The following is a 19,938-nucleotide window of genomic DNA, read 5'->3' as shown; positions in this document are numbered from 1 at the left end:
CTGCCGTCGCCGCGCCTCGGCGTGCGCAACCCCCCACCCGGCCGGGCCCGTGCGCGACGGTTCAGGGTTCGATCAGCCCGGCCCGGATGGCGTAGCGGGTCAACGCGAGCCGGTCCCGCAGACCCAGCTTCTGCATGACGTTGGCCCGGTGCCGGTCGACGGTCTTCACGCTGATGAACAGGTCCCCGGCGATCTCCCGCGAGGAGAACCCCTCGGCGACGAGTTTGACCACCTCCTCCTCACGCGGCGTGAGGATGCTGCGCGGCAACGCCTCGCCGTCGCGCGCGCGGTGCAGCCAGTCGCGGATCAGCGAATTGACCGCGCCCGGATACAGATACGACTCGCCGCGCAGGGTGGCCCGGCAGGCTTCCAGCAGGTCACGATCGGCCACGGATTTCAAGACATACCCGGAGGCGCCGACCCGCAGGGATTCGAAGAAGTACTGCTCGTTGTCGTACATCGAGAGCATGAGAATCCGCACCTGCGGGTTGCTGCCCGCGATCTCGCGGGCGGCCTGGATCCCGGTCAACCGCGGCATCGCGATATCGAGGATCGCCAGATCGACCGGTGTGGCCGCGATCTGCTGGATCGCGTCGTAGCCGTTGGCCGCCTCGGCGACCACGGTGAGATCGGGTTCGGCGTCGAGGATCAGCCGCAGACCCGATCGCACCAGGGCGTGGTCGTCGGCGAGCAGGATGCGGGCCGGTGCCGCGGTCGTCACGAGCTACCTCCTGAATGGTGCTGCGGGATGGTCACGCACACCTCGGTGCCGTGTCCGGGCGCCGACTCGATCACCAGCGTGGCGTCCACCAGCAAAGCCCGCTCGCGCATGCCACGGATACCCGCACCGTCCTCGACCACGCCGCCGCGTCCGTTGTCGCGCACCCGCAGCACCAACGTGTCGTCGCGCGCGGACAGGCTCAGGCGCACCGCGGTGGCCTGCGCGTGCCTGGCGATATTGGTCAAGCTCTCCTGCGCGATGCGATAGCAGACCAGCTCGACCTCTTCCGCGAGCCGCGGCAGATCGCGATCCACCGTGCGCGCCACCGTGATTCCCGCCGTGGTGGCGAATTCGCCGCACAGCGCGGCGAGCGCGCTCGCCAGCCCCAGATCGTCGAGCACGTCCGGGCGCAGCCGCCGGGCGATGTTGCGGACCTCGTCGAGACACCCGCGCACGGTCTCCTGCGCGCCGTGTAACACCTCGGCCACGTCGGCGGGCGAACGATCGGCGGCCCGTTTCATCGAAAGCAGTGCGACGGTGAGACTTTGGCCGATCTCGTCGTGCAGTTCACGGGCGATCCGGCGCCGTTCGCCCTCCTGCGCGGCCAGCGCCGACGCGCTCGCCGCGGTGCGTTCGGTCGCCAGCCGATCGACCATCGCGTTGAACGTATCGATCAGGCGGGACAGATCACCGTTGCCGCGGTCGTCGAACCGGCCGCTGCGGCGCAGCGGATCCACTCGATCCATCGAGGCGATCAATCCGTCCAGCGGCGCCAGGCTCGTCCGCAGCAGCAGCGCGTTCGCGGCCAGGATGACCGCGAGGCCGATCAGCAACACCGGGACCTCGGTCAGCCGCACCCGGGCCGACACCGTCGCCGGGGACAGCGCCAGCACCAAGGTGCCGAGCGTGAAGACCGCGCCGTTGATCAGGAAGATCCGCCGGTACAGGGCCTGCGCCGGCGTGCGCGGCCGCCGCCGGAACACGCTGGCGGCACTGTCCGGTCGGTCCATCCTCCCAGTCTGTCCGCCGGTGCACGCCGGTGTCCATGGGGTCTGACACCCATTCTGCGACCGCCCGACTACATAGCCGCCACCTGCGGAGATGAGTAACAGCACCGATGGTCGGCGGGCCCGGTCCGGACCGAGACTGAGATCGGAAACCACGGGACCGCAGGAGGAGTATCCGGCATGGATGTCGATCGCACGACGGTGCCGGGACGAGGCACCGTGCACCATTTCCTGGCCCGCGGCGGCGCGCGTTTCGCCCTGCTCACCGCCGCCGACGGCGACAAGCACGTGCTCGTCTACGACGACACCGGCGACGAACCGGTGCAGATCGTCGCGCTCGAACCCGACGAAGCCGACCAGTTCGCCGCACTCCTGCACAGCGCCCCGCTCCCCGATCGGGTGGCCCGCCTCGAACGGCTGCTCGACACTCTCGCCGACGATCGGAACCGGTGATGCCCACCTTTCCCCCGCACGCGCAACGGGACCTAGCCATGCAAGCACGTGAGATCGCGATCCAGTTGCCCACCGTCCGGGTGGCCGACCCCGTCGCCAAGGCCATGCGGCTGATGGTGGTCAATCGACTGCCCGGAATGATCGTCGTCGACGACGCGGACCGGCCGATCGCCGTGTTGCCCGGCACCCAGGTGCTGCGGCTGGCCATCCCGAGCTCGTATCAGAACGACCCGGCTCTGGTCCGCACGATCGACGAGCTGCACGCCGAACTCTTCTGGCAGGAACCCGGCCGTTGGACGGTCGGCGACTGCCTGCCCGAGACGATCGCCAAACCCGCCACCGTCCGCCCCGACGCCACCCTGCTCGAGGTCGCGGCGCTGATGGCGCAGAAGCACAGCCCGCTGGTCGCGGTCGTCGACCGGGATCGCACGCTGCTCGGCGCGGTGACGCTGGAGCGGCTGCTGCTGAGCCTGGCCATCGCCGGACCCGAGGACTGAGCCCGCCGGGGCCGCACGAGGTGATCGGCGTGACTCAGCTACTGGCCCTCACCATTTTCGTCGGCGCCTTCTGGTGCATCGCCACCGAGCGCGCCGACAAGGTCAAGATCGTGCTCGTCGCGGCGGGCCTGATGACGGTGCTCGGGTTGGTGCCGGGCGAGCAGGTGTTCTACTCCGCGCACAACGGCATCGACTGGAACGTCATCTTCCTGTTGCTCGGCATGATGATCATCGTCGGCGTCGTCAAACACACCGGACTGTTCGACTTCCTGGCGATCTGGGCGGCAAAACGCTCCCGCGGCAAGCCTTTCCGGCTCATGGTGATGCTGATGGTGATCACCGCCGTCGCCTCGCCGCTGCTCGACAACGTCACCATCATCATGCTCGTCGCGCCGGTGACGATCGTCGTGTGCGATCGGCTGCGGCTACCCGCGCAACCCTTTCTCATCGCCGAGATCCTCGCCGCCAACATCGGCGGTGCGGCGACCCTGGTCGGCGATCCGCCCAACATCATCATCGGCAGCCGGGCCGGGCTGAGCTTCAACGATTTCCTGGTGCACATGGCGCCGGCCGTCGCCGTCATCTTCGTGCTGTTCGTGCTGTTCACCCGCTGGTTGTTCCGCAGGCATCTGCGCCACGATTCCGCGCACATCGAAGTGGTGATGGCGCTGCACGAGCGCCGCGCCATCACCGACCCCAGGCTGCTCGCCCGCTCCATGCTGGTGCTCGCCGCCGTCGTCCTCGGTTTCGGGTTGCACTCGGTGTTCCATATCGCGCCCTCGATCATCGCGCTGCTCGGTGCCGGTGCGATGGTGCTGATCTCCGATCTCGACGTGGGCGATATTCTCCGCGAAGTCGAATGGGGCACACTGGTTTTCTTCATGGGACTGTTCGTCATGGTGGCCGGTCTGGTGCACACCGGCGTGATCGACCGCATCGGCGACGCCGCCGTCACCGCGTTCGGCGACAACCCGCTACTGGCCTCTGCCACACTGGTTTTCGGTTCCGCCGTGGTCGCCGCGTTCATCGACAACATCCCCTACACGACCACCATGGCGCCCGTCGTCGAAGGCTTGGTCGCCGAGACGCCGAACCCGGTGCACGGGCAAGCACTCTGGTGGTCGTTCGCGTTCGGCGCCGACTTCAGCGGCAACGGCACCGCGGTCGCCGCCAGCGCCAACGTCGTCGCCCTCGACATCGCCCGCCGCGCCGGCCACGCCATCAGCTTCTGGACCTTCACCAAATACGGCATCCTCGTCACCGCCCTCAGCACCACCCTCGCCTGGATCTACCTCTGGGCGCGCTATTTCTGAACGCCACCATAATCGCCCGGATCCGACCGCCGCGCGCATTTCCCGCGAACTAACGTCGTTGCAGACAGCGCTTAAATGCGTTGTGTCGAGACCATTTTCGCGTGTTTAGCTGCGGCTTATAGTTTGCGCATCGGCGCGTTTCTACCAGTACTGTCGACGCCGCCGGGCCGCGTGCTGGGGCCCGTTCGCCGATACTCGGAGGTTTTCTGGTCATGCCTGATTCGGGCAGTCGTCGTCATTATCGAGGGAAGCATCGGGTTGCGCAGACGCCGGGACCGGGGCGGCCGCGGTTGTTCGCCACATTGCTGGCCGGAGCGCTGCTCACACCCGCGGCGTTGAGTCTGAGCGCGACGACCGCCGGGGTTGCGCAGGCGGCGAGTTTCGACTTTCGAGCGAAGATTCAGGGGTACGACAAAGATGGCCGGGCGATCATTCACTACAACAACAAGATTCATGATCCCGGGATAGAGAACGCGGTCAAGCATCTGAACGCGACACCGGGTTTGAACATCGTGCTCGAACCGGGAACGGGTAATGGCGCGATCGATATCAGCAACGAACACTTCCAGGGCGACGTCGCGGGCCTGGGCGGCTGGGACAACGGTCCGTTCGTCAAGCTCGACCCCAAGAACAGCAGCTTCGACCCCGCCGACCGCACCGAGATCGCCGGACACGAACTGCTGCACGCCATCGGCCTCGATCACAACGACAGCGGGTGCAGCATCATGGCCAGCGTCGTCAACCGGTGCGGTGACGGACCCAGCCCACTGGGTAAAAGCGAAGTCGGCGAACTCAACAAGATGTATCAGCGCGGAAAGCCGAACAACTCGGCGTCGCCCTCCGACAGCACCCCGCAGAAGGGCGACCCCGACGATCGGCCGACCCGTCCCGGCGCACCCCGGCCGAAACCGGAGAAGCCGAGCGTCGACGATCAGCAAACCGCGCCCGGGAACGGGTCGGATCAGTTCGGCGACGACCAGAGCGGCGATACGGCACAGCCTGGTGATCCGTTCGGCGGCGATTTCTTCGGCGACGATTCCTTCGGCGACGATTCCTTCGACGGCGACGACCCGTTCAGCGGCGACTACACCGACCTCTTCGGCGACGGCAGCGATGCACCGAGCCCGGACGATGCGGGCGACGGATTCGACTGGCTCGGCGACGGTCGAGACGACGCCTCCGGTGACCCGTTCGGCGATCTGTTCGGCACCGATACCGGCGACCCGTTCAGCAGCGACAACAGCTTCGATTGGTTCGGCGACAGCGGCTGGGACAACGCCTCCGATGGCACCGACATCTTCGGCGGCGACAGCGGCCAGTCCTTCGATTGGTTCGGCGACAGCGGCACCCGCATGTTCGACATCGGCGACACGCTCGACACCGTCGATCGGTCCGGCGGCGACCAGTTCATCGACTTCGCCGGTGCCGATCTGTTCTGACACCGGCAGTGGACACAAGTCACATCCGTCGATGTTTGACCCTCGCGCAACAGGGAATCGCACCAATACACCACGCCCGATTACCGGAGGTCGATCTCATGGCAGTATCGCGCACCGATCGCAACGAACCGGCCCTCATCGACAATGTGCCCGGGATGCTGTTGGCGCTGCTGCTGATGGCGGTGATCGCCGCGATCGGGTTGAGTTACTCGCTCACCGCGGCGATCCCGGCATAACGCGCGCGGCTCGTCCGGCTACAGTAGTTCGGCCGCCGCCGACTCGACGTCCGCGGCCGCAGACACCGCCCGAGTCGTCGTGTACCGGTAGTGGTCGAGCGGGAAATGCCGGTTGCTCCAATACATTCCGAGCTGGGTGGTCGCCCGGAAGGCCGGTCCGTCACCCTGGTAGTTGATGTAGTACGTGCGGGACTCTGCACAGCCCTGCTTGAACAGGTAGGTGTTCTTGTTGCGGGCGGACATGCGGGCGAAGTATTCCTCGTGCGGCTCCCGGCGGATCTCGGCCCGGGTGGCACCGCGCCGCAACGCCTCGGCGATGACCCGGCTGCTGTGTGCGGCGGTGGCCTCGATGAGCGGGATCACCGAACCCGGCGCATAGCCGTAGGGCCCGAAGATGTGGAACATGTTGGGGAACCCGGGCACCGACACACCCTCGTAGGCCTGGAATCGGTGGGTGTCCCAGTACTCCCCCAATTCGGTGCCACCGCAACCGTATACGGGATACGGCGGCGTAGCGCCCTTGTCCATCACCTGGAATCCGGTGGCGGTCACCACCATGTCGAACGCCCGGTGGGTGCCGTCCACGGTAACGATGCCCTGTTCGGTGCAGCGGTCGATCGCCGTGGTGACCAGGTCGACGTGCGGCCGGGTGTAGGTCTTGAAATAGTTGTTGGAAATCGAGGGGCGTTTGCACCCCAGCCGATAGGTCGGTGTGAGGGCGCGGCGCAGGGCACTATCCCGCACCTGGGTGAACAGGTAGGCCTTCAGCGCCGCTTCACCCGCGCCGAGCACCGCCGAGGTCAGGCGCGGATAGTCCGACAGCGCCAAGCCGATCCCGAGGAACGCGTTCACGGCGACATTGCCGACCAGCCGGACCACCTGCTGGGCCGGCGGGAAGTCCAGTGCCCGATGACCGGCCCGGCCCAGTGCGAAGTCTGGTTTGGGTGCTACCCAGATGGCGGTCCGCTGGAACACCGTCAGCTGCTCGACCTGCTCGGCCAGTTGCGGAATCACCTGCAGCGCAGTCGCTCCGGTACCGATCACCGCGACGCGTTTGCCGCGGTAGTCGTAGGAGTGGTCCCAGCGCGCGGTGTGCATGAGCATGCCCGTGTATCGATCGAGTCCCGCAATGGCCGGCGGCTTCGGCTGTTCCAGGACGCCGACGGCGCTCACCAGGAAGCGGGCGGTGATCTCGTCCCCGTCGGTGGTCAGTACCCGCCACTGATCGGCGGACTCGTCGAACCGCGCCCGCACCGCCCCGCAACCGAGCCGCAGTTTGTCGCGCAGGCCCTGCCGATCCGCCACTTCCTCGGCGTAACGCTGGATCTCGGCGCCGGGCGCGAAGAACCGGGACCACCCCGAGCGCTGCTGGAACGAGAAGTTGTAGATCGGCGACGGAACGTCCACGGCCACACCGGGATAGGTGTTGGCGTTCCAGGTGCCGCCGACGCGCTGCCATTTGTCGATGATCAGGAAATTGTCGACGCCGGCTCGGCGCAGTGCCGCGCCGGTGCCGAGGCCGCCGAAACCCGCGCCGATGACCAGCACGTCGTAGTCGGGTGTGCTGATGGAACGCATGAGAACCTGCCCGTGGTCGTGCGGTCGTGTCATGCCGAAACTCCGGCCGGGATCTCGTACCGGTAGTCGTCGAGCGGGAACCGGCGGTTGCCACGCCGGGCCTCGAAGAACCCCGAGGGCCGGACATAGGTGGTGTCGCCCTGCGAATTCCGATAGTAGGTCGGCACATGGCCGTTGAGTTCGGCCAGGTAGTAGCGCAGCGACTCACCGCGCCGGTGCACCGTCCGGTGATACGCGTCCGCGGCCTCCTTACGCACCTCGCACCAGAGCGCACCCCGTCTGCGCGTCTCCGCGATCGCCCGCACGGCGTGGTCGGCGGTCATCTCCACGAACGCATGCCAGCCCGAACCGGTCCAGGAGTACGGGCCGACCAGCGTCCACCGGTTCGGCAGACCGTGCACCGACACGCTCTGATAGGCCTGCAAGCCTTCTGCACGGTAGAACTTGGCCAAGTCGAATCCGTTGCGGCCCAGTATGGTTCCCGGCCGATACGTCTCCGGGTCGGAGAAGACCTCGTAACCGGTGGCCAGAATGAGGGCGTCCAACCGATGCAGCGCCTTGTCGCCGGTACGAACTCCGGTCCGCGTGATCTTCTCGATCGGCGCCGTCACCAAGGTCACGTTGTCCCGGTTGTAGGCCCGCAGGTAGCTGTTCGACAGGGTGGGCCGCTTCGCCACCGGGCCGAAGTCCGGCGTCAACGCCGCGCGGGTCGGTGCGTCGGTCACCACGCGCGCCAGATAGCGCCGGTACAGCGCCAGACAGGCGGCGTCGAAACGGTCCATCGCCGGGTGCACCACTGCCCCAGGCAACCCGACCACCGCACGCAACGCGAGATCGACCACCACCAGCGCACCGCCGTGCAGCACGGGCTGGATTCCCGGAACTGCCAGGACCCGTTGCAGCGCAACCGGAATACGAAAATCCGGCTTCGGCAACGACCAGACCGGCGTGCGCTGGAAGACCGTCAGCTTGCCGACCCGCGGCGCGATGGACGGAATGATCTGCACCGCACTGGCACCGGTGCCGATGATGCCCACCGTCTTGCCCGACAGGTCGTAGTCGTGATCCCAGCTGCTCGGGCGCAGGACCTTCCCTTGGAAGGCGCGAACACCGGCAATGCCCACCTCGGTCTTCGGCCGGACGAACGCGCCCACCGCGCTGATCACGAATCGTGCGCTGACGGTGGACCCGTCGGTCAGGACCAACCTCCAGCAGCCTGCTTCCTCGTCCCACTCCTCCCGCTCGACCTCGGCGCCGAACCGCACTCGAGCCCGCACGCCGAAGCGCCGCGCCACGTCGATGTGATACTGCTCGACCTCCGAGCCACGCGGAAAGACCCTGCTCCAGTTCGCTTTTCGGGCGAAAGAATACTGGTAGGCCAGCGCCGGAATATCGACACCGAGCCCCGGGTAGTGGTTCTCGTGCCAGCTGCCGCCGACCTCGTCGGAGCGCTCCAGTACGAGAAAGTCCTCGATGCCCGCTTGGCGCAGTTTGACACCCGCAGCGATACCGCCAGGGCCCGCTCCGATCACGGCGACCTCGTACAGCGGCGCTGCTGTCTCGTTCATGTCTTGTCTCACTTCGCGATTCGGTGAAGCAGGGGCTGCCATCGGGACAGCAGCCGGTCGGCGAGCGCGTCGGCCGCCGCGGGCGGACGGCCGCCATCGACGTCGGCGACGAGCAAGTCACGCGACACTCAGCGAACCGCAAGCGACGTGCGCACCCTCAAGATAGACTGTCTCAGACACAGACGCAAGGTATGGCGCACCGACCACGCGGCCGCCGTCGAAAACCGAACCCTCCCGCGCCGGCCGCCACCCGGCTGTGTCATTCGATCGGACTACAGAATTCGCTTGTGCGCCAACATGTCCCATATTCAGCCGATACCGGAGCGGCGGTCCGGATGACACCGTGGTGCGCATGGACGCAACTCTCATCGGCATCATCCTCGGCCTCACCTACATCACCGCCGGGATCATCGTCTGCAAGATCTACTACCGCAAACGGCACGGGGTGCCGCTGAAGGTGATCAACGGCGGCCCCGCGCTGTTCTTCACGCCCGCTTACTATTTGGCGTGGGTCTGGCCGCTGGCCTTCGTGCTGCCCAATCTGAAAGACCCGACCCCGTGCACCCATGTCGCGCATATCGAGGCCCGTGCCCGGATCAATGCCGCGGCCGAGATGTACGAGGCACAACGACGCCGCCGGTGACCCGGCGCGGCCCGGAACCGCACAGCCCTACTTCAAACGCATAACTTTTCGGGTCTTGCCGGGTATACCCGGGTTGCCGATAGTGTCAGGACGCCGACACCAGAAGTGGTGTGGCACAGGGGGAGGATCCTCCCCGTCTCGCTGCGACGAACGATCTGATTCCGCGCGAAGACCATCCGGCACATATCGCCGCATTCGAAAACCTTGAAGGAGTTGTTGTGCAGAGAAGTAGACTCGTGCTCATCTTGGCCGCCATCGCGGCGTTGCTCGCGGTGTCGGCGCCGACCGGTTCGGCACAGGCACCCGCGGGACCGGACGCGCTGGGCGGCGGCATCCCACCCGAGTTCACCATGATCAGTCAGGGCGCACCCAATGGCCCGGCCTGCATCTATTACAACGAGGCGGCGGCCGGGCGCGGTGCCGCCGAGAGCGAAACGACCTGTCGCGCAGACCAACCACACATCTTCACCAGGCTCACGCAGTCCTCCGGCTGGGTGCGCTTCGAACTGCTCGACTTCTTCGCCAAGTGCCTCATCGGCGACACCTCGACCAGTCCCGGCGTCCTCATCGTCGGGTCCTGCGACGATCCGCGCGCCGATTGGGGTGGTGGCGGCACCATCGACCCGCCGGTATGGCACCTGTACCCGCGCTCGAACCCGAGCATGTACCTGCGCGACACCGGAATCGCGATCGTGCTGCAGAACACCCCGGAACCATGGAACACGCCCGGATACTCCTGGCGACTGCTGTAATCCGGTGACGGACCTCGTTACGCGGGTTCGGGCGGCTCGAGCTGCGCCCACGGCTGGGCCGTCTCGAGCTGCGCGGCCAGTTGCAGCAGCAAGAACTCACCGCCGAGAGCGCCGACGAACTGACTGCCGAGCGGTAGACCGTCGGCCGTGCGATGCAGCGGCACGCTCATCGCCGGCCGGCCGGTGACGTTGGCCAGCGGCGTGAACGGTACCGGGGTCAGGTTGGCCCGCACGATCTTGCGGTAGACCGGGCTGCGCGTGATTGCCGGGCCCGCACCGACTTCCAGCAGCGCCCCGAGGATCTTCGCCAGCGGCGCAGGCGGTTTGGTCTGGCCGATGCGCAGCGGCGGCGCGGCGATCGTCGGCGTGAGCCACAGGTCGTAGCTGTCGTGGAACGCGGCCAGGGCTCGCCCGTGGGTATTCCAGCCCTCGTGCGCTTCGAGCAGAGCCGTCACGGTCTGCGCGCGCCCGGCCGCCGCCGCGGCCCGGGTGGTGATATCGAACGCGGAGTCCGGCGCACCGCTGATCCGGCGAGCCTTCGCCAGTTTCGTCGCGAGATTGGCGGTCCACACGGCCATGAAATCGTGGGCCAACTGCTCGCCATCGATCCGCGGCGCGGCGGGCTCCACATGATGGCCCAGCTGCTCCAGCAGTGCTGCGGTGTGCTCTACTGCCCGCACGGCTTCGGCGTGCACCGTTGTGCCCAAAGGGGATTCGGAACTGAACCCGATGCGCAACCGTCGCGGTGAGGTGTGCACCGCCGTGGCGTAGGGCTGCTCGGCGCGCGCAGACAGGTAGGGACCGCCCGGATCGGGCGCACTGAGCACATCGAGCATGACCGCCGTGTCGCGGACACTGCGCGACAGCACGCCGCTGGTGGAGGCGCCGAAGATGTTCTCGGCCGCGTCCGGACCGGCCGGCACCATCCCGCGCCCCGGCTTCAGGCCGAACAATCCGGTACAGGCCGCGGGAACCCGGATCGAGCCGCCGCCGTCGCTGGCGCCGGCCATCGGCACGATCCCCGCCGCCACCGCGGCCGCCGCGCCACCGGACGACCCGCCCGGCGACCGGTCGAGGTCCCAGGGATTCCTGGTCGCGCCGAAGGTTCCGGTCTCGGTGACCGCTACGGCCCCGAACTCGGGCGTGGTGGTCTTGCCGAAAACGACCAGGCCGGCGTCGATCCACCGCTGCACCACAATGCTGTGGTGGGTGGCGTCGATCTTGCGCAACGGACCGGTGCCCGCGGAGGTCGGATACCCCGCGAAATCCTGGCCCAGATCCTTCAGCAGGAAAGGCACCCCGGCGAACGGCCCCGTCGACGGCGCGGCCGCTGCCGCCCGCCCGGCCTCGGCCATCAACAGGCTCACCGCGTTGATACCGGGATCGACCTGCGCGCAACGGTCCAACGCGACGTGCAACAGTTCGGCCGGTTGCACTTCGCCCTTGGCCACCAGTTCCGCCAGACCGACCGCGTCATATGTCCGATATTCGTTGTACCGCATGGGTTTTCCCTTCTGCCGTGCACTCCATCGGTGGCAGGACAATAACGCGCCCGGCTACCTCATGCCGCGTCGAGGTGAGCGAGCGCGGCAATGAGACGTTCGGCGATGTCCGCGGGCCACGGAAACGACGGCGCGACCACCCGCTGATGCGCGAGCCCGTGCAGTCCGAGCCACAACGCCACCGCGTCCGCGGCCGGATCGGTACTGCCGGACACTCCGGCGGTGACACAGTCGGCGAGCGCCGCGGCGAGCAGGTGCAGGCTCTCGTCCCCGAGCATCGCCATCTCGCTCTCCGACACCGAACTGTCGCCGAGATCGGGCACCCAGACCCCGCCGAACATGGTGCGATAAGGCCCGGGTCGCGCCTGCGCGAAGTCCAGATACCCCTGACAGACCGCCGCGAGCCGCGCCCTGGGCGACTCGCCCGCAGCGTCGAACGCGGCACGCAGCTGTCGCGCCATCTCGCCGAAGGCGTCCTGCACCACGGCCAGCATGATCGCCGGCTGGTCCGGGAAGTGCCGGTAGATCGAGGGCGCCGCGATGCCCGCGCGACGCGCCACCGAGCGCAGGGTGATGGCGCTCGCGTCACCGGTTTCGTCGAGCAGCGCGCCCGCCGCCGCCACGATCTCGTCCCGCAGTCGTGCGCCCGCACCGCGCGGGTTGCGGGCTCGGACCGGTGCCGAAGTCTCGTTCTTGCCCATACAGCTCACCTTACAACACAAAACTTACATGCGTTAGCCCTTGCCTTCGGTTAACTAACCACCGTAGCCTTACGATCGTTAACTAGAGGTTGTGGCAAAGGATGGATCGCATGAGCAAGGTGTGGTTGCCGATGCCCTACGGGATCAGCACCAGTTTGCCCGGCGCGTGTCCGGCGGGCCCGGCCTTGTGCGCCTGCGCCGCTTCCGCGAGGGGATAGACACGGTCGATCAGAATTTCCAAATCGACTGCGCGTGCGGCCAGTTCGGCCCGGGCGGCGTTGCGGAACTCGGTGCCCGCATCCTGGCCCGGTCCATAGCCGAGCACCTTGATTCCGGCGGCGACATGACGATCCCCGCCCGCGATCGAGACGATGCGCTGCCGATCGGCGACGACCGTCAGCGACGTGTCGAACGCCTCGTCGCTGCCCGCGCAGTCGATCGCCGCGGTGACGGCACCGGGCGCGGTGGCCCGCACCCGGTCGAGCAGTCCCGTGCCGTAGGTCACCGGAATCGCGCCGAGCCGTTGCAGCAGTGCGTGATTGCGGGCGCCGGCGGTGGCGATCACCGTCGCGCCCGCCGCCACGGCCAGCTGCACGACCAGCAGCCCGACCCCGCCCGAACCGCCGTGGACGAGCAGCGTGTCACCGTCGTGCACACCCGCGGCGTGCAACGCATGCGTCGCGGTCAGGCCGGCCAGCATCAAGGACCCGGCCGCCGGCCAGTCCAGTCCGGCGGGCTTCGGGATCAGCGAACTCACCGGCGCCGTAACGTAATCGGCGTAGGCGCCGGTGACCGGGTACACGATGACCTCCGCGCCGACCGCCACCTCCGTCACGGCCGAACCGACCGCGGTCACGACACCGGCGCATTCGAGGCCGAGCCGGGGCAGGTTCTCGGCGAGCCCGGCCGCGTCCTTCTCGTTGTCGTCGACCTCATGGAAGGAACCGCTGTAGACCTTCCAATCGATGGGGTTCACCCCGGCCGCCCGCACCCGCACCACGACACCGTCGGCATCCGGTTGCGGGACTTGCGTTTCGACGACCTCTAGGACCTCCGGTGATCCGTACTTGCTCGGCCGCACGATCCTGCCCACGGCCACCGATTCCTGATTGCAGTTCATGAACCCAGTCTCGAGGCCGCCCGGATTGATGTCTACTGCAATCTCCGCAATCAATACTTGCGCTCAGCGCACAGGAAAAGCTGGATTCACGCGACACTCGGGTCTTCGTCCGGCGACAGTGCGGCATCCAGGGTGTCGAACACCGTGAGGACCTGATCGAGTCCCGTCACCTCGATGGGTCGGCGCACCTGCGGCGACGCGACGACGCGCAGTTCACGCCGCGGCACGGAATCCAGTGCGAACAACAGTGCGCTGAGTCCCGCGGAACCGAAGAACCCGACGTCGGACAGGTCCACGACGAGCACGTCCGGCCCGGCGTCGAGCGCCTCCTCGATCCCGGCACGTAACAGCGGCACGGACGCGGCGTCGACTTCACCACCGACGGTCAGTACCGCCGTCGCCGCGTCCTGTTCCAGATGCGTTCGCAATACTCGCGATTCGGTACTCATCGAGTAACCGCCGGTGCGGCGCCACCGCACAACTCGGCAGTGCGCATGGTCATGAGAAACCTCCTCGCACAGAATGTTCTGACTATCGTCGGGGTGGGCGGACCCGGGCTGCCGGGCCCGCCCACGGGAAGGGTGTTGCGCCGGACGGTCAGGCGTCGATCGCCTGCCGCCGCTCGCCGTGGTCGATCTCGATCTTGCGCGGCTTGGCCTTCTCCGCGACCGGAATCGCCAGGCGCAGGACACCATCGGTGTAATCGGCCCGGATGTGGTCGGTATCGAGACCTTCGCCGAGGAACAGCTGACGGCTGAACACGCCGCGCGGACGTTCGGCGGCGATCATCGACCGCCCTGAATCCAGTTCCGGCCGTGCCGCTTTCACGGTCACCACATTGCGTTCGATGTCAAGATCCAGCGACTTCGGGTCGATCCCCGGCAGGTCGAACTCCACCAGGAACTCGTCACCGTCGCGCCAGGCGTCCATCGGCATCACCGCGGGTCGCGCCGCCGTGCCGAACACCTGCTGCGTGAATCGGTCCAGATCACGGAACGGATCGGTACGCATCAGCATGGTCGCCACCTCCAACACACTCCATTCTTCCTCGGCGTTTCAGATAACCTGTGTCATCTGACATAGATTTGTTTTAGCACTCTCTACAGATGAGTGCAAGTGGTTAGAATAGAAAACCTCGAGAGCACCAAGAGATCAGGAGCGCGATGCCACAGGAGCCCCAGCAGGAATTTCACCTACCCCCGTCGGGCCAGGCCGTATACGGAATCTCGGTGGCCGCCGACCTGGCCGGGATCGGGGTGCAGACACTGCGGCTCTACGAACGCCACGGTCTGCTGACGCCCGCCCGCAGCGAGGGCGGCACCCGCCGCTACAGCGGTGACGACATCGCCCGCCTGCAGCGCATCACCACCCTCGCTGCCGCGGGCGTGAATCTGGCGGGCATCGGCCGCATCCTCGACCTGGAAGACGCCAACGCCACCCTGCACACCGACAACGACCGTCTCCGCGACGACAACACCGCGTTGCGCGAGTCCGGTCGGCGTGACACCGAGGCCGCGGGCTAGCCATTCGGCGGGGTACCATCCGCCACTCGGCCGAATAGACCGGTCCCCCAACGCATATCACCGCAAGCACCCCTAGGCTGGGGTCCGGGCCTGGTTAGTCGACGCGTGGTGAGGATGCATGGTGCTGGATTACGGCTTCGACATGTCCGAGGTCGAGCTCGACCTCGCGCGGACCGACCTGATCGCCGAAGGCGAAACGCTCGACGCCCTGGTCTCGGCGGCACCCGACTGGTCCGCGCCCACCCCGGCGACCGGCTGGACGATCGCCCACCAGATCGCGCATCTCGCGGCCGCCGACGCGAACGTGCTCACCGCCCTTCGCACGCCGGAGTCGTTCGACGACGTACTCCGGCAGACCGAGGCGGCGGGCGGCCGACAAGCCGACCTCGACGCCGCCGCCGGTGCGGCCCAGCCCCGTTCGACCCTGCTGCGGCAATGGCGCACCGGCCGCCACGAACTCGCGACCGCGCTCGGTGACCTGCCGCCGGATCGCCCGTTCCCCTGGTTCGGGTCCGATGTGACCGCGGCCCTCATGGTGCCACTCCGACTGCTCGAAACGTGGGCGCACGGACAGGACGTCTTCGACGCCCTCGGTGTCGCCCATCCGCCGACGAACCGGCTCCGCTATGTGGCATTCCTCGGCGTGCTGGGACGCGAGCTGTCCTTCTATGCGGCCGGATCACCCACTCCCACCGACTCTTTCCGCGTCGAGCTGACCGGACCCGACGGCGACGAATGGGCATGGGGCCCGGCCGACGCCGCGCAGCGCATCCGCGGCACCGCCGTCGACTTCTGCCTGCGCGCCACTCAGCGCCGCCCCCTGGCCGAAACCGGCCTCACCGCAGTCGGTCCGGACGCGCAGCGGTGGTTGGAGATAGCGCGCGCTTTCCTCTGATTCAACCGATCTCGACCACGCGGGCCCAGTCCGGCGGGGTGTCCGGGACGTAGTCGGCATCGTGTTCGAGGTAGGACCTACCGTAGCCGCGACGGAACATCCCGACGACCGTCCGGCACGGCGGACGGCTTGCAGGCCACGGGGTTTGACCGTCGGTGAGCACTACGACGACATCGGGGCGCGGTCTGCTGCGCAAGGCGGTGGTGAAGCCGGTGCGCAGGTCGGTACCGCCGCCGCCGAGCAGCGGGATCTGTTCGGCGGCGCAGAGCGGATGCACGATGGTGGCGGCGGCATCGCAGGGCACCACACTGACCAGGTCGCGCCGGCCGCCCAAGGCGCGGCCGATGGCGGCGACTTCGAGTAGCGCACTGCCCAATTCGGTGTCGCTGACCGAAGCCGACGTGTCGATGAGCACCGCGACTCGCGGTGGGGTACGACGCAGGCTGGGCAGCACGATGCCGGGCAGCGCGGCGGCACGTCGCGCCGGTCGGCCGTAGGTGTAGTCCTCGCCGACGCCCGGCGCACGGACCGCGCTCCGCACCGCCGCGCCCAGCAGATCGCGCCAGGGCTGTGGCGGGTGCAACGCCTCCTCGGCCCAGCGCCGCCATGCTCTGGACACGTTGCCCGGCCGCCCGATGATGCCCTGGGCCACCTTGAATCGGATTGCGTCCCTTTCTTGTTCGCTCAGCCCGTCCGCACCGTCGGGTCCGAGGTCCCACGCGCGCTCCGCCCCGTCCGCGCCGCTGCCGCAGTCGAGCCACGCGATGCCGTCGGTGTGCGGCCCGAGCCGGAACTTGCCCAGATAGTCCTCCATGAGTTCGCCCGCGGGCAGCTCCAAAGTCGCGGGCAGTACCGCGCCTTCGGGCTGGATCAGACCGTCGCCGAACGCGTCGTCGTTGATCTCGCAGTCCGCGGCGATGTTCATCCGCAACCGTTCGCCCGGCCCGGTGAGTTCGTGCAGCCGGGCGTATCGGTCGCTGCGCCCGTGGTGATCGCGCAGCAGATGCGACACCTCGTGCACCCATACGGCGGCCAATTCCGCGGTGTGCGTCTGGTCCACGAAGCGTGGTGAAACGTAGCAACGCCAGTACCGATCGACCGCCATCGTCTGCACGTCGGCGGATTCCACTACGTGCAACGCGAACAACGCGGTGGCGAGGTAGGGCCGCGCCCGCGCGGCATGCAGTCGAGCGGCGAAGAGCTTCTCCCGGTCCAACGGTACGGTCATCGTCGCGCCGCCGCGGCATGATCCGCGCGCTGGGATACCGCGACCACGCCGGCCAGCTCCTCGATCGCGGCCGGCACCGTCCAGTCGCCCTGCCGCAGCGTGGCCAACGTGGTCGCGGGCACGACGACGAGATCGGGCGCACCGGTTTCCAAGGCGCGCACCAGGATTGCCCACGCGGCCGCCCACCGTGCCTGCTCGGGCCGCTTACGCACCGCCGCCACCACTGCGTCGAGCACCGCCTGCCGTAGATCGCCGCGTTCGGGCAGCACGGCACCCGCCGGGTCGGCGAGCAGCGTCTCCGGGTCCGGCAGGTCCATCCGGTCCAGACTCGCCAGCAGTTCGAAGCCCGGCCCGTCACCGACCGTGCCGCGCACGAGCTGGGAGAGCACATCGCGGGACGAACCCGCCGCGGTGGCAAAGGCGATGAGCCGCACCGTCATCTCCCAACTGCGCGGCGACGGCCACGGCCCGCCCCGGCGCGTTTCGCTGCTGGGCAGTTGATGCACCAGGGCGGGCCGCGCCGCCAGCAGCACGCACACCGCGCGGCGGGCGAAGGCGACGGCCTCGCTCAGCCGCTCCGGCGCCAAGCTGGGCAATACCGCGTGCGGCCAGACGCCGCCGAGACCGCGCACGACGACGTCGTGGTCGTGCGTCCATTGCAGGTGCACGAACCGATTCGCCAGGGGCGGACCGAGTTCCCAGCCATCGGCCGCGGAGGAACGAGGATTGGCCGCCGCGACGATCCGCACGCCGGGCGGCAACTGCAGGGCGCCGATGCGCCGCTCCAGCACCAACCGGAGCAACGCGGCCTGCACCGCCGGAGGCGCAGTGGACAATTCATCCAGGAACAGCAGCCCGCGCCCGGCCCGGACCAGCCGCACGGCCCAGTCCGGCGGCGCCATCGGCACGCCGTCCACCGCTGGGTCGGCGCCGATGACGGGCAGACCCGAGAAGTCCGACGGCTCGTGCACACTCGCGATCACCGTGGTCAGCGGGAGGTCCAGATCGGCGGCGAGCTGGGTCAGCGCCGCGGTCTTGCCGATCCCCGGCTCGCCCCAGAGCAGCACCGGTAGGTCGGCGGCCACCGCCAAAGCCAGTGCCGCCAACTGATTGTCGGCACGCGGTTCAGTGGTCGCTTCACGGAGCAGGGTCAGCAGATCCTCGGCGACGTCGAGTTGAGCGAGTGGGCGAGAAGTAAGCATGGGTGATCACCTCGGGGAATCGGTGTGGCCGGAAGGAAAGTTGTCGAATCAGTGCCGAGTCGCGTTGCGCGGATGCGCCCGACGGTCGCGGCGCCGGGCACGCCCGGTGGGGACGCGCTCCGATCCGGCTTCGGACAGGCCGGATCGGAAGAGCCCGTAGGTGATCCGCCGCCGCGCGGCGGCTTCGAGTTCGTCACGCAGCGCGCCGTCGCGCAGCAGCGCGCCGGGACCGAGCAGTCCCTCGACCAACGCCAGCGCGCCCGCGATATCGCCGTGGTGCAATCGTTCCCGGATGCCCGCCAGGCAGTCCGGTGCACGGTGTGCCACATCGATGGCCTGCAAGCAGGGCAACGGCGTTCCCGACAGCGCGGCCAGCAGTTCCTCCCGCCGGAGTTCCACGGGGTCGTGGTCGAGCGCGGACAGGACGCCGTCGACGAACCCGATGCGGTGCTGTTCGCCGCGGCAGGTCACAAGGCGCGATCCGGCCGTGGCGTAGGGCTGCTGCACCGCGGAAGCGCCGCCGGGTACCAATGCCGCCGCGACCAGCGGGTGCAACCGATCGGCCGTGATCACACCGGCACGCAGCAGCGCCAGGTCGGGCAGCGTCCAGGTCGCGGCGTCGGGCAGTACCGGCAACGCGGAGACGCGGCCCGCCGGATAGCCCGGCTCGATTCGCACGGTGGGCGGTCCCCCGCCGTCGTCGGCGACCCGCAGCACCAATCGTCGCCGACCACCCAGCCGTACTACGAACGCACTGCCGCAACACTTCTCGGCGTCCGATAGCAGCCGCGCCTCGACCGCCCAGGTCTCGACCGCACACCCACCGGACGAGGGCAACAATGCGAGGAGTTCGGGATCGGGCCGGGCAAGTGGTTCCCCGGCCCCGCAGCGTGTCCACAACTCGTCGGCGCTGCGCGCGTCCCAGAGGTGGCGGTGCAGATCCAGGCGATATCGGCGGTCCGGTCGAGGATGCGGATGCAGTCCTGGCGCAGCGGTTTTGGCAGACCCGTCGAATAACGCCAGACTGATCCGCTGGCCCGCGTCCGCCCAGGCGGGCGCGGTGCGAACCACGAGTTCGAGGCCCGGCGGGCTGCCGCGTTCTTGACCTGCGGGCGCGTAGCGCGCGAGGGTGCTGGTCGACCCGGGTCGCAGCAGTCCGTCCGGTGCGATCCGCGGCAGGTGCCAGCGCAGCAGGTCCGGTGCCAGATGCCGCAGGTCGGACCGGATCCGCGTGGCGAGTTCGCGTCCGTGGGTCCGCGCCGTCGAGCGCAGATCGAGATCGATATCGAAGCCTGCCGCGGCGCACGCGCCCGCCCAATCACCCTGCAGGCGACGAGCGGTGGCAGTCTCGATCATTCCTGGCGGCACGGCGAATTCACGTACGCGCGACCAGAAGGAGAGGCGGGAAAGGTCCCCATTCGCAGTGTCGGTGGGCATCAGCGCTCACCGTGCACGAATGGAACCCCCAATCTTTCGACAGAATGAGTAGTCATCTCGACGAGCATATCCCCCGGCGCCCACACCGGCCACCCGAGGGCTCGCTGTTCTCCGAACACCTTG

Annotated in this window: 21 protein-coding genes; 9 read left to right on the top strand and 12 right to left on the bottom strand. The window is 68.1% G+C overall.

Going from position 1 to position 19,938, the window contains the following annotated elements:
• Positions 1–61: 61 nt before the first annotated feature.
• Entirely contained in the window at positions 62–721 is a 660-nt protein-coding gene (locus tag NVU01S_RS00695) for a response regulator (protein WP_014984713.1), read from the bottom strand.
• Positions 718–1,731, bottom strand: a complete 1,014-nt coding sequence (locus NVU01S_RS00690) for a sensor histidine kinase (protein WP_052281163.1) — start codon at positions 1,729–1,731, stop codon at positions 718–720. Before NVU01S_RS00690 ends, NVU01S_RS00695 begins: the two co-directional genes overlap by 4 nt.
• 177 nt (positions 1,732–1,908) lie before the next feature.
• Here NVU01S_RS00690 and NVU01S_RS00685 point away from each other — a divergent pair, with 177 nt between their 5' ends.
• The 5 genes from NVU01S_RS00685 (at position 1,909) to NVU01S_RS43065 (ending at position 5,666) form a co-directional block, all read left to right on the top strand.
• The gene (locus NVU01S_RS00685; protein ID WP_043678614.1) at positions 1,909–2,181 is read left to right on the top strand and encodes a cation:proton antiporter regulatory subunit; all 273 of its coding nucleotides are present in this window, start codon (positions 1,909–1,911) and stop codon (positions 2,179–2,181) included.
• 38 nt (positions 2,182–2,219) lie between these two features.
• Positions 2,220–2,678: a CBS domain-containing protein gene (locus NVU01S_RS00680; protein WP_043678653.1), complete on the top strand. Its 459-nt coding sequence runs from the start codon at positions 2,220–2,222 to the stop codon at positions 2,676–2,678.
• 29 nt (positions 2,679–2,707) lie between these two features.
• Entirely contained in the window at positions 2,708–3,991 is a 1,284-nt protein-coding gene (locus NVU01S_RS00675) for an ArsB/NhaD family transporter (protein ID WP_043678654.1), read from the top strand.
• A gap of 290 nt (positions 3,992–4,281) precedes the next feature.
• Positions 4,282–5,430, top strand: coding sequence for a zinc metalloprotease (locus NVU01S_RS00670; RefSeq protein ID WP_043678616.1), 1,149 nt, complete (start codon positions 4,282–4,284; stop codon positions 5,428–5,430).
• A 98-nt stretch (positions 5,431–5,528) separates the two neighbouring features.
• Entirely contained in the window at positions 5,529–5,666 is a 138-nt protein-coding gene (locus tag NVU01S_RS43065) for a hypothetical protein (RefSeq protein WP_156161863.1), read from the top strand.
• Positions 5,667–5,684: 18 nt separating this feature from the next.
• On the opposite strand, the gene NVU01S_RS00665 is transcribed toward NVU01S_RS43065, so the two are convergent.
• Both NVU01S_RS00665 and NVU01S_RS00660 read right to left on the bottom strand, forming a co-directional pair.
• Positions 5,685–7,277: a flavin-containing monooxygenase gene (locus tag NVU01S_RS00665; RefSeq protein WP_244467454.1), complete on the bottom strand. Its 1,593-nt coding sequence runs from the start codon at positions 7,275–7,277 to the stop codon at positions 5,685–5,687.
• Positions 7,274–8,812: a flavin-containing monooxygenase gene (locus NVU01S_RS00660; protein WP_043678618.1), complete on the bottom strand. Its 1,539-nt coding sequence runs from the start codon at positions 8,810–8,812 to the stop codon at positions 7,274–7,276. The genes NVU01S_RS00665 and NVU01S_RS00660 overlap by 4 nt, the downstream gene beginning before the upstream one ends.
• Before the next feature lie 352 nt (positions 8,813–9,164).
• Here NVU01S_RS00660 and NVU01S_RS00655 point away from each other — a divergent pair, with 352 nt between their 5' ends.
• Entirely contained in the window at positions 9,165–9,455 is a 291-nt protein-coding gene (locus NVU01S_RS00655; protein ID WP_043678620.1) for a hypothetical protein, read from the top strand.
• A gap of 218 nt (positions 9,456–9,673) precedes the next feature.
• Positions 9,674–10,207, top strand: coding sequence for a hypothetical protein (locus NVU01S_RS00650; protein WP_156161864.1), 534 nt, complete (start codon positions 9,674–9,676; stop codon positions 10,205–10,207).
• Between the two features lie 17 nt (positions 10,208–10,224).
• Here the strand turns inward: NVU01S_RS00650 and NVU01S_RS00645 are convergent, their stop codons facing one another.
• The 5 genes from NVU01S_RS00645 to NVU01S_RS00625 form a co-directional block, all read right to left on the bottom strand.
• Positions 10,225–11,709: an amidase gene (locus tag NVU01S_RS00645; RefSeq protein ID WP_043678624.1), complete on the bottom strand. Its 1,485-nt coding sequence runs from the start codon at positions 11,707–11,709 to the stop codon at positions 10,225–10,227.
• A gap of 59 nt (positions 11,710–11,768) precedes the next feature.
• Positions 11,769–12,410 carry a TetR/AcrR family transcriptional regulator gene (locus NVU01S_RS00640; protein ID WP_043678626.1) on the bottom strand — a complete coding sequence of 214 codons (642 nt, stop codon included), beginning with the start codon at positions 12,408–12,410 and terminating at the stop codon, positions 11,769–11,771.
• 136 nt (positions 12,411–12,546) lie between these two features.
• Complete coding sequence (locus NVU01S_RS00635) at positions 12,547–13,530, bottom strand: NADP-dependent oxidoreductase (protein ID WP_052281164.1); 984 nt, start codon at positions 13,528–13,530, stop codon at positions 12,547–12,549.
• An 86-nt stretch (positions 13,531–13,616) separates the two neighbouring features.
• A complete protein-coding gene (locus tag NVU01S_RS00630; protein WP_043678657.1) occupies positions 13,617–13,979 on the bottom strand; it encodes an STAS domain-containing protein in 363 nt (120 codons plus the stop codon).
• Between the two features lie 148 nt (positions 13,980–14,127).
• On the bottom strand, positions 14,128–14,547 hold the full coding sequence (locus NVU01S_RS00625; protein WP_063048038.1) for an Hsp20/alpha crystallin family protein: 420 nt from the start codon (positions 14,545–14,547) through the stop codon (positions 14,128–14,130).
• Positions 14,548–14,693: 146 nt separating this feature from the next.
• On the opposite strand from NVU01S_RS00625, the gene NVU01S_RS00620 reads away from it, so the two are divergent.
• Both NVU01S_RS00620 and NVU01S_RS00615 read left to right on the top strand, forming a co-directional pair.
• Positions 14,694–15,053 (top strand): MerR family transcriptional regulator, encoded by a 360-nt coding sequence (locus NVU01S_RS00620; RefSeq protein ID WP_042258216.1) that lies wholly within the window; start codon positions 14,694–14,696, stop codon positions 15,051–15,053.
• Between the two features lie 118 nt (positions 15,054–15,171).
• Positions 15,172–15,948, top strand: coding sequence for a TIGR03084 family metal-binding protein (locus NVU01S_RS00615; RefSeq protein WP_244467455.1), 777 nt, complete (start codon positions 15,172–15,174; stop codon positions 15,946–15,948).
• A gap of 1 nt (position 15,949) precedes the next feature.
• On the opposite strand, the gene NVU01S_RS00610 is transcribed toward NVU01S_RS00615, so the two are convergent.
• The 3 genes from NVU01S_RS00610 to NVU01S_RS00600 are packed head-to-tail and all read right to left on the bottom strand — an operon-like array spanning position 15,950 to position 19,815.
• Positions 15,950–17,176, bottom strand: a complete 1,227-nt coding sequence (locus NVU01S_RS00610; RefSeq protein WP_043678631.1) for a vWA domain-containing protein — start codon at positions 17,174–17,176, stop codon at positions 15,950–15,952.
• Entirely contained in the window at positions 17,173–18,378 is a 1,206-nt protein-coding gene (locus tag NVU01S_RS00605) for an AAA family ATPase (protein ID WP_043678633.1), read from the bottom strand. The genes NVU01S_RS00610 and NVU01S_RS00605 overlap by 4 nt, the downstream gene beginning before the upstream one ends.
• Positions 18,379–18,426: 48 nt before the next feature.
• Positions 18,427–19,815 carry a hypothetical protein gene (locus NVU01S_RS00600; protein WP_043678636.1) on the bottom strand — a complete coding sequence of 463 codons (1,389 nt, stop codon included), beginning with the start codon at positions 19,813–19,815 and terminating at the stop codon, positions 18,427–18,429.
• Between the last annotated feature and the right edge of the window lie 123 nt (positions 19,816–19,938).

Origin of the sequence: Nocardia vulneris (assembly GCF_001613425.1) — a bacterium.
GTDB classification, from domain to species: Bacteria; Actinomycetota; Actinomycetes; order Mycobacteriales; family Mycobacteriaceae; genus Nocardia; species Nocardia vulneris.
The sequence above is the reverse complement of the archived record's forward strand: the minus strand, read 5'-3'. Positions and strand labels throughout refer to the sequence as shown.